Genomic DNA, 10,691 nt, shown 5'->3' on the forward strand with positions numbered 1-10,691 from the left:
TCACTGGAACCGAAGATGATCCAGACCCAAGTAACGATGAGGATGATGCCTTAACGACACCAAATCCAATCGCAGATTTAGCCTTAGAGAAATTGGTTAATGATGAAACTCCTCCAGTGGGTATGAATGTCAGTTTTACATTGAATCTAACTAATAATGGACCAAGTGATGCTACTGGTGTTGTTGTCTCTGATATTCTTCCGACAGGATATACCTTTGTTGGAACCAATACTCCGGGAGTTTATGATCCAATAACAGGAATCTGGAATATAGGAGATTTAAGTAATGGTAATACGGTTAGCCTTAATATATACTGTACTGTAAATCCAGAAGGGAATTATATAAATACAGCATCTGTTTCGGGTAATGAGGAGGATTCAAATCCAGATAATAATGAGGATGATGCAATGACTACTCCAATTCCAACCGCCGATCTGGCCATAGAAAAGCTTGTAAATAATACAACACCAAATGTTGGAGAGGAAGTCATCTTTACATTAAATGCGTACAATAATGGACCAAGTGATGCTTCAGGAGTTCAAGTTACCGATAACCTACCTACAGGCTATGCCTATGTGTCTGATGATGGAGAAGGAAGCTATTTTGTGAGTTCTGGACATTGGTTAATAGGTGATTTTGCAAATGGAGAAAGTAGAACTTTAAATATAACTTGCTTAGTAAATGGAATTGGAGATTATATTAATTCTACTAGGATTATTGGAATTGAAGAAGATTCAGATCTAAGTAATAATGTAGATGATGCTGTAACTACACCAATACCAATTGCAGATTTAGCCATTGAAAAACTGGTCAATAATATTACTCCAAACGTAGGTGGTAACGTTGTTTTTACATTGAATGTGATAAATAACGGACTAAGCGCAGCGACTGGTGTAGTTGTAACAGATATTCTCCCTTCAGGGTATATTTATGTTTCAGATAATGGTAATGGAGCTTTTGTTTCATCTACTGGAATTTGGACTATTGGTAATCTTGAAAATGGAGGACTCACCAGTTTAGAAATTACTTGTACTGTTAGTTCTTTTGGAAACTATACGAATTCAGTCTCAGTCACAGGAAACGAAGAAGACTCAGACTTAGAGAATAATGAGGATGACGTGAGTACGAATCCAAATGCAATAGCCGATTTAGCGATAGAGAAGCTGGTAAATAATGCTACTCCAAATGTAGGAGATGAAATCATCTTTACCCTTAATGTGACTAATGATGGTCCAAGCACAGCAACAGGAGTTGAAGTAATTGAGAACCTTCCAACAGGATATAGCTATATTTCAGATAATGGCGGTGGAGCTTATGTTTCAAGTACAGGAATTTGGACTATTGGAGAACTAAGCAATGGAGGAACAGCAATATTGAATATCACTTGTTTGGTGAATGCTACAGGAAATTATACCAATACTGCAACCGTTTCTGGAAATGAAGACGATTCAGACTTAGAAAGTAATGAGGATGATGTGAGTACGAATCCTACTGCAATAGCTGATTTAGCCATAGAGAAGCTGGTGAACAATTCTACGCCAAATGTAGGAGATGAAATCATCTTTACCCTTAATGTGACTAATGACGGTCCAAGCACAGCAACAGGAGTTGAAGTGATTGAAAACCTTCCAACAGGATATACCTATATTTCAGATAATGGTGGTGGAGCTTATGTTTCAACTACAGGAATTTGGACTATCGGAGAACTAAGCAATGGTGGAACAGCAACATTAGATATCACTTGTTTGGTAAATGCTACAGGAAATTATACAAACATTGCAACTGTTTCTGGAAATGAAGAAGATTCAGACCTAGAAAGTAATGAGGATGATGTGAGCACGAATCCTACTGCAATAGCTGATTTAGCCATAGAGAAGCTGGTGAACAATTCTACGCCAAATGTAGGAGATGAAATCATCTTTACCCTTAATGTGACTAATGACGGTCCAAGCACAGCAACAGGAGTTGAAGTGATTGAAAACCTTCCAACAGGATATACCTATATTTCAGATAATGGTGGTGGAGCTTATGTTTCAACTACAGGAATTTGGACTATCGGAGAACTAAGCAATGGTGGAACAGCAACATTAGATATCACTTGTTTGGTAAATGCTACAGGAAATTATACAAACATTGCAACTGTTTCTGGAAATGAAGAAGATTCAGACCTAGAAAGTAATGAGGATGATGTGAGCACGAATCCTACTGCAATAGCTGATTTAGCCATAGAGAAATTGGTGAATAATACTACTCCAAATGTGGGAGATGAAATCATCTTTACGCTGAATGTGATTAATAATGGTCCAAGCACAGCAACAGGAGTTGAAGTGATTGAGAACCTTCCAACAGGATATACTTACATATCAGATGATGGAGGTGGAGCATATGTTTCCACAACGGGAACTTGGACCATTGGTAATTTAGCTAATGGAGCAAATGAGAGTTTAGAAATCATATGCACGGTTAATGCTTCTGGAAATTATACAAACACAGCTTCTGTTTCAGGTAATGAAGAGGATTCAGATTTGGAAAGCAATGAAGACGATGCCAGTACTGACCCTATTCCTTTAGTCATTATAGATTTAGCCATTGAAAAGTTGGTGAGTAATCCTACTCCAAATGTTGGAGAAGAAATCGTCTTTACATTGAATGTGATAAATAATGGACCAGATGATGCCACAGGAGTAGAAATGATAGATAATCTTCCTACTGGTTATTCTTATGTGTCAGATGATGGAGGAGGAGCATATATTTCCACTACCGGAATTTGGACCATTGGAAACTTAGCAAATGGAGCAGATGAGAGTTTAGAAATTATATGTACCGTAAATGCTTCCGGAAATTATACCAATACAGCTTCTATTTCAGGTAATGAAGAAGATTTCGATTTGGAAAATAATGAAGATGAGGCTAGCACAAATCCTATTGCAACAGTCATTATAGATTTATCCATTGAAAAGTTGGTGAATAATGCTAGTCCAAATATTGGAGAAGAAATCACCTTTACCTTGAATGTAATTAATAATGGACCCGATGATGCAACAGGAGTAGAAGTGATTGATAATCTTCCTACAGGCTATTCTTATATTTCAGATAATGGAGGAGGAGCTTATATTTCAACTACCGGAATTTGGACCATTGGAAATTTAGCAAATGGGGCAAACGAGAGTTTAGAAATTATATGTACGGTAAATGCTTCTGGAGATTATACGAATACAGCTTCAGTTTCAGGTTTGGAAGAAGAAATATATTTGGATAATAATGAAGATGACGTCAGTACAGAACCGAATCCAATTGTGATTGCAGATTTAGCGATTGAAAAGTTAGTGAATGATGCTACACCATATGTGGGAGATGAAATTAACTTTACCTTAAATGTAATCAATAATGGACCAGATAATGCAACTGGAGTTATGGTAACAGAGAACTTGCCATCAGGATATACTTATGTGTCTGATGATGGGGGTGGCTCATTTTCACCTAGCACAGGACTTTGGATAATAGGTGATTTAAATAATGGTGAAGGTATAAGCCTGAATATTATTTGCTTAGTAAATGTAAGTGGTGATTATGAGAATACTGCTATAGTAACAGGAAATGAGGATGATAATAATATTGGTAACAATACTGGAACTATTGCAACAGATCCTGAAATTGAAGATGAAGAATTATTCATAGACTTATCCATTGAGAAAAGCGCAAATAATATGAGTCCAATATTTGGCAATGATATTATATTTACCATTGAGCTAATCAATTATGGACCATCTACAGCAACAAATGTGGTTGTTTTAGATGAGTTACTATCAGGTTATGAATATGTATCGGATAATAGTGATGGAAATTATAATCATGTCACTGGAGTATGGTTTATTGGAGAACTTGAGATTGATCAAATGGTTTCTATCGATATTATTGTTACAGTTCTTGAAAGTGGTGATTATGAAAATATTGCTACTGTTATAGGAAATGAAATAGATACAGACCATTCAAATAATGAAGATTCTGTATTGCCAGAGCCAAGAGAACTTCCACTCGATATTCCTAATGGTTTTTCACCAAATGATGACGGAATCAACGACTACTTTGTGATTCAAGGAATTGAAAATTATCCTAATGCCATTATCACCATCTTTAATAGATGGGGAAATATAGTATTTGAAGCCGAAGGAGGTTATGATAATTCTTGGAGTGGAAAAAATCAATTTGGAATTACAGTAGGTGGTGACGAATTAGCGGTTGGAACCTACTTCTATGTAATTGATTTACATGATGGAACTAAAGCAATTAGGGGATATATTTATTTAAGCAGATAATTTCTGTTGATGGAATTTGCAAGCTTGCTTGTGAGTATTCAATATTAAAAATATAGATATGAAAAAAATATTAATATTAGGAGTTTTACTCTTGTTACTCGTAGATGTGAAGGCACAGCAAGAAGCTATGTATACACATTACTCTTTCAATACTTTATCCATTAATCCTGCTTATGCAGGAACTCGTGATGCTTTGACCATGACTGGTTTGCATCGTTCCATGTGGGTGGGTTTTCCTGGTGCTCCAAAGACACAAACCTTTACAGCACATTCTCCTGTTTTCCATGAGAATATTGGATTGGGATTAACTGTAGTTAATGATCAGATTGGGCCTACTCAACAAACTTCATTTAGTATTGATTATGCTTTTAGAATTAAAGTAGGAGAAAATGCTAAACTATCATTTGGATTAAAAAGTGGATTGAGCTTTCTATCAAATGATTTAAGTAGGATACATACCACAGAAGAGAACGACCCCGTATTTCAATCGGATTATACCAGTGACTTGTTACCTATTTTTGGATTTGGATTATACTATTATACTCCGAAGTTTTATGCAGGCTTATCTGTTCCTAGGTTAATAAAGAATGACTTTTTTACCAATACTACCTATGGAGGAGTCAAAGGAAATGAACGACATTATTTCTTTATTGCTGGGGCTATATTCTCATTAACAAGCGATGGTAGAATTAAACTAAAACCAACCACCTACATAAAAGTATCGGAAGGTGCTCCAATTGAAATGGATTTAACAGCGCTGTTTTATATCAATGATGTTATTTGGGTGGGTCCCATGTTTAGAACTGGAGATGCTGTTGGTGGACTTGCAGGAATTAACATTACAAAGCAGCTTTCTGTGGGATATTCATTCGATTGGTCTTATGCCAATACCACATCAAAATATAATGATGGTTCACATGAAATCATGTTGCGATATGATTTTATATTCAAGGATAAAGGTAAAATCAGTTCACCACGTTATTTCTAATTTTTAAGGAAGTAGAAAGGTAAACTAAAGTACGAATGTAAAATACTGAAGAAATTAAATAATAAAATATCATGGTAAGAAGGATATATTTAAGCATCGCATTTTTGGGAATCGTTTTGGTTTCCATTGCGCAAGATACTGACCATATAAAACTAAAAAAGGCAAATGATTATTTCGATAACTTTTCATTTAATAAAGCTATTGAAAAATACAAGGAGTCTGGAGATAGAAGTTTAAATACGCTGAGGAACTTAGCTATTAGTTATTCTAAAATAGAGGATTATCAGAAGGCAGAAGAGTTGTTTTCTGAGATCGTAACTATTGATAGTTCTAAAGCCGAAGATTTATTTCTATATGCTTCACTTCTTGAAATCAATCAGAAATATGATGAGGCAAAGAATTGGATGGAACTATTTTCTTTACAATCGCCGAATGACAAACGAGTCATCAGCTTTTTAGAAAATGATGACTATTCTTCCTTCTTAGAGGATAAAGGGCAATTTATAATTGAACATCTTCCTTTTAATACCGAACATCAGGAATTTGGTGCCGTATATTTCCAAGAGTCTATACTTTTTGCTTCAACCCGAAAAAAGATGCAAAGCATACAAAGAGAATGGAATTGGAACGAATTACCTTATTTAAGCTTATACGAAGTAGCAAAAGAAGAGGGAGGAGAACAATGGACCAGCGTTTCCAACTTCTCTAGAAAATTAGATAAGAAATATCATGATGGGCCAGTGGCTTTTAATTCGAACCAAACCAAAATGTATTTAACGAGAAATAATTATGGTGAGAAAAGTGTTGATGGGGCCGTGAAATTGAAATTATTTAGTTCAGATATAGATGAGGATGGTAATTGGTCTGACTTGGAAGCTTTTCCGTACAATTCACCAGAATATTCTATGGGGCATGCCAGCATTACTGAAAATGGAGAGTGGATGTATTTTGCTTCGGATATGCCAGGAGGTTTTGGTGGGGTTGATATTTATAAAGTGAAAATAAATACGGATGGTTCTTATGGAGAACCTATTAACTTAGGAGAACAAGTGAATACAGAGGCCAATGAGATGTTTCCTTTTATCCATAGAAGTGGAATCTTGTTTTTTGCTTCAGATGGATTGTCAGGTTTAGGGGGTCTCGATTTATTTTATGGACATATCGGTAATAATGGATTCCAATGTGGAATCAAAAACCTTGGTTTTCCGATAAATACCAATAAAGATGACTTTGCCATTGTTTTGGATAGTTTAGGGACTTCAGGATATTTTTCTTCTAATAGGGATGGAGGAGATGGCGATGATGATATTTATGCATTTGAACTGCTCTATCCATTGCATTGTCAAAAGATTTTAAAAGGAACAACACTAACTCAAACGGGAGATACCATTCCTAATGCTTTAGTAAGTCTATTTTCTGAGGAGGGTGAACTTAAAGAGTCTGCTCAATCTGATAGTATCGGAGGATATCTATTTATAGTAGAAGCAGACAAGAATTATAGTTTAAGAGGGCAGAAACCCACTTATTTCGATGGGCAAAATACTGCTGATACTTATACTGAGGAGGATGCGATAATTGTAGATTTAATACTAAGAAAAGACATTGTGGTTTTAGCTGAGATTGTTCAAATCAATCCAATATACTTCGATTTCGATAAGTTTAATATCAGACCTGATGCTGCAATAGAATTAGATAAAATTGTAGAAGTGATGAACAAATATGATAGTCTAGTAGTAGAATTGGGTTCACATACAGATTGTAGAGGAAGCAAATCTTATAATGAATGGCTATCAGATAATAGAGCCAAAGCTTCTGCTCAATACACTAAAGAGAGAATCACTAATCCAGAGCGTATTTATGGCAAAGGATATGGAGAATATAAATTACTAAATGACTGCGAATGCGAAGGCAATGTGAAAGTAAATTGTAGTGAAGAAGCACATCAGCTCAATAGAAGAACAGAGTTTAGAGTGATTAAAACGGGTACTGATGAGGTTAAAGTGGAAAGCAATAGTTCAGATTCATTTGAACCATTGGAAGAGGAGAAGTAGATAATTGATTATGATTGAAGTATAAAAAAAGCATGAGGTTTTCCTCATGCTTTTTTTGGTTATACCAATTAAATATACGTATGATGGATAAATAAATGGAATACTATTTTCCTTAATTGAAAAATAAATTTTTTGCATAGCCACAGCTATGGAATTGCTTTAGCAATCATGAGGTCTTTATTGTTAGACCAACTGTACGTCAAAATGCGCCTTAAGCCATTTTGCTCGTTACAATAGCTTGTCACGAATTAGTTTCGGGAGTAAATGCTGATACATAATCAAAGCGACTTAAAAACTGAAAGTATTTTAAGGAGCATTTCGATTAGTAATCGATATAAATCCACGAACTAAATCATTTCTTTTGAAAAGAAAAAGAAATATAAACGATTTATATCAATCAATATGGTTTTTAAATGGTATTAAATGTTTAAGGTGATTTTACTTTTTAGTCTAATATTCTGGAGCCTGTTTTTTTCACTTGGTATATCCATAGGCTACTGCAGCAGCCAATAAAATGAGCAAGCCTCCAACAATAGAATCACCTCCACCAACTGGGGGACTCTCTTAGCTGCCTTTGCCTTAATCCTATGAATCAGTGTCTTTTCGACGACCAGAGGGAGGAGAAATCTAAAAATTTAAAAAATGATCCCTACTATGTATTTATCTACCGACCTCAAAAAATATCTTGGAATTTTAGACCTAGTAAACCTTTTAGACTGGTCTCAATAATACTTGAATAAAGATATTATTATGTTAGTCTCTTTGTATAGATTTCGACAGGGTTTGTTATTCCTTCTTCCGAGTACTAATACCAAACGGCAAATATAGTGGACATACATTGACAAATGCGGTTACTATAGGCACAATTCCAATCAGCCCCAACCAGCATTCATATTGGTATCCAGCAGCGAGTAACAATACTCCAATAATAATTCGTAATATTTTATCGATATTTCCAACGTTCTTTTTCATATGTAATAGTTTTAGCTAACGAATTTATACAAAAAGATCAAAGGATTTTGAACTTGGCAAAGGATTAACAAATAAGGTTTATATATGTTTTGTTAGTGTCCTCATTAATAAATCAATATCAATAGGTTTGGAAAGGTAATCGTCGCAACCTGCAGCAATTATTTTTTCTTTATCGCCTTTAATGGCAAATGCAGTTTGAGCGATAATAGGGATATTGGGGAATTGCTTTTTTATGGTTTTTGTGGCTTCATAGCCATCCATTACTGGCATATTGATGTCCATCAGAATGGCATCAAAATGCTTTTTATCCACACAAGCATCAATAGCTTCCTGGCCATTTTGAGCCCATGTGATTTCGATTTCAGATTTTAGCAGCACTTGATTTAAAAACGCAAAAACATAGTCTTCATCTTCAGTAATCAATAGTGATTTTCCTTTGAAGTTTAATGTAGGATGTGCGCTCTTCTTATTTATAGGTTCTTTGTCATTTCTTGCTTTGTCATGGGGATGACTAAAGCAAAAGCAACTTCCTTTTCCTAATTCAGATTCCACCCATATTTTACCCCCAAGTAATTCTATATATGCCTTTGATATGGATAAGCCTAGACCAGAACCCTCGACTACTTTACTTTTGTCTTGTTTCTCTTGTGTAAATCGATTGAATATGCTGTCTTGTTTTTCCTTGGAAATTCCTATTCCTTCATCCTTCACAAAGAATAATAAGCTGTCGCTTTTTTGTTGGTAACCAAATTTAATGATGCCGTTTTCCGAATATTTGATGGCGTTTTTTACTAGGTTAGTTATAATAGATACCAACATGGAGTTATCCGTTTTGACAAAAGAATCCTCGTCTTTCAAATCAGCATGAAACTCTAGTTTCATTCCTTTATTATTGACTTCTAATTCGAAAAACTCATGAAGTTCCTCTAAAACTTTATTAATGGAAGTATTTCCATAGACCGCTTTTAAAAGACCGGTTTCTATTTTAGAAACCTCAATAATATCATTGACGGTATTTAGCATTCTATCACCACTTTTTTGAATGATTTCTATGTATTTGTCTTTTTCCTGACCTGTAAGTTCTGGCTCTTTTAATAACTCAGTAAAACCTAGAATACCATTCATGGGGGTTCTGATTTCGTGGCTCATATTGGCTAAGAAAGCAGTTTTTAATCGATCACTCTCCTCGGCTTTATCTTTTGAAATGATCAGCTTTTGTTCAATAACTTCACGGGCTTGAATTTCTTCCTGAAGTTTCTCATTTCTTTTATCCAACTCTTGCGTTCTAATTCTTACTTGTTCCTCTAACCCTTCATTTATTAATACAATTTCAATTTGCTTATCGTGTAATAATTGTTTTTGAAAGAAATCGACTCTTTCCAATCGTTCAATACTATAAAGGCCAATAATACAGATGATATTGGCAGCGATAAAAAAGGCATTTGCAGCAATCCAATATATATTTTGGATGTCAAGGAATTCGTAAAAGGCTATAGTTCCAATGTTATAGATAAGAATAAGGCTGATGCCAGATATTACTGCGGAGAAAAACCGAAGTTTGATAAAAAAATAACCTCCCATAAATATTAAAAACATACCTCCATAATAATAAATATTGTTGGGATTTCTGAGTAGCATATATATGATTCCAGTACCTGCTATTAATAAACCCAATGAGCCTATCAATTGCCAAATCCGTGAAAAAAATGAAAAACAGGAAGAAATAAACATCAGTATGAGAAAGGGGATGACGATCAGAAATCTGATGGTGTAAAACTCTTTGTGGTAGCTCTCTGCTAAAGAATAATCTAACAAACCAAAAGCAGCATATAACAGAATAACGGTGAAAAGAGATATTCTGAATACAGCAATACTATTCAGAAAGTACCTTTCTCTAAATCTTTTTTCTAATTCTGGATCCATAAAGTTTAGGCTGAATGGCTTTAAAGCCATTTCAGTAAAACTAGTTTTCCGTGCCTCTTTACTTGTTTTCACTTTAATAATGATTTATGGAATGATGAATTAGATTATTTGAGTTTGGTTTTATAGGGTATGGATTTTATTTATATGTAGTTTTTATTGTTCATTTACACACAAATATAAGGAAAAATATTCTGATCTACAATATTAAAATCATGGTGTATAGCGTAAACTCACATTGTATGTTTACTCTTAAGAATAGCCTCCAATTTTAATAAACTGAAAGGCGAACCACCAATTCTTCTCATTTTACAGATCTTTTTTTTAATAGTGATCGACAGAGCTGATTATGGCTTGTTATCTGTGTTAATTACTTTCAGTGAGCTCGCTGGCTATTTCGGTCTGACCATGCCAGCCATTTCGGTCTCATGGGTGCCACTTAAA

Annotated in this window: 5 protein-coding genes; 3 read left to right on the plus strand and 2 right to left on the minus strand. The window is 34.7% G+C overall.

Going from position 1 to position 10,691, the window contains the following annotated elements; all coding sequences use genetic code 11:
* The 3 genes from HNS38_RS18775 to HNS38_RS18785 all read left to right on the plus strand — a co-directional run.
* Positions 1-4,316: gliding motility-associated C-terminal domain-containing protein (locus HNS38_RS18775; RefSeq protein ID WP_172346898.1), on the plus strand; the 4,316-nt coding region annotated here is incomplete at its 5' end.
* Between the two features lie 58 nt (positions 4,317-4,374).
* The gene (locus HNS38_RS18780) at positions 4,375-5,304 is read left to right on the plus strand and encodes a type IX secretion system membrane protein PorP/SprF (RefSeq protein ID WP_172284125.1); all 930 of its coding nucleotides are present in this window, start codon (positions 4,375-4,377) and stop codon (positions 5,302-5,304) included.
* Positions 5,305-5,375: 71 nt separating this feature from the next.
* Positions 5,376-7,355 carry an OmpA family protein gene (locus HNS38_RS18785; RefSeq protein WP_172346899.1) on the plus strand — a complete coding sequence of 660 codons (1,980 nt, stop codon included), beginning with the start codon at positions 5,376-5,378 and terminating at the stop codon, positions 7,353-7,355.
* A 786-nt stretch (positions 7,356-8,141) separates the two neighbouring features.
* On the opposite strand, the gene HNS38_RS18790 is transcribed toward HNS38_RS18785, so the two are convergent.
* Together HNS38_RS18790 and HNS38_RS20625 are read right to left on the minus strand one after the other, a co-directional pair.
* A complete protein-coding gene (locus HNS38_RS18790) occupies positions 8,142-8,327 on the minus strand; it encodes a DUF2892 domain-containing protein (RefSeq protein WP_172284129.1) in 186 nt (61 codons plus the stop codon).
* 78 nt (positions 8,328-8,405) lie between these two features.
* Positions 8,406-10,322 (minus strand): response regulator, encoded by a 1,917-nt coding sequence (locus HNS38_RS20625; protein WP_172284132.1) that lies wholly within the window; start codon positions 10,320-10,322, stop codon positions 8,406-8,408.
* Between the last annotated feature and the right edge of the window lie 369 nt (positions 10,323-10,691).

Origin of the sequence: Lentimicrobium sp. L6 (assembly GCF_013166655.1) — a bacterium.
Classification (GTDB): domain Bacteria; phylum Bacteroidota; class Bacteroidia; order Bacteroidales; family UBA12170; genus UBA12170.

Coding starts and splice junctions, on each gene's coding strand:
- HNS38_RS18790 (WP_172284129.1), bottom strand. CDS start 8,327: ATGAAAAAGAACGTTGGAAATATCGATAAAATATTACGAATTATTATT.
- HNS38_RS18785 (WP_172346899.1), top strand. CDS start 5,376: ATGGTAAGAAGGATATATTTAAGCATCGCATTTTTGGGAATCGTTTTG.
- HNS38_RS18780 (WP_172284125.1), top strand. CDS start 4,375: ATGAAAAAAATATTAATATTAGGAGTTTTACTCTTGTTACTCGTAGAT.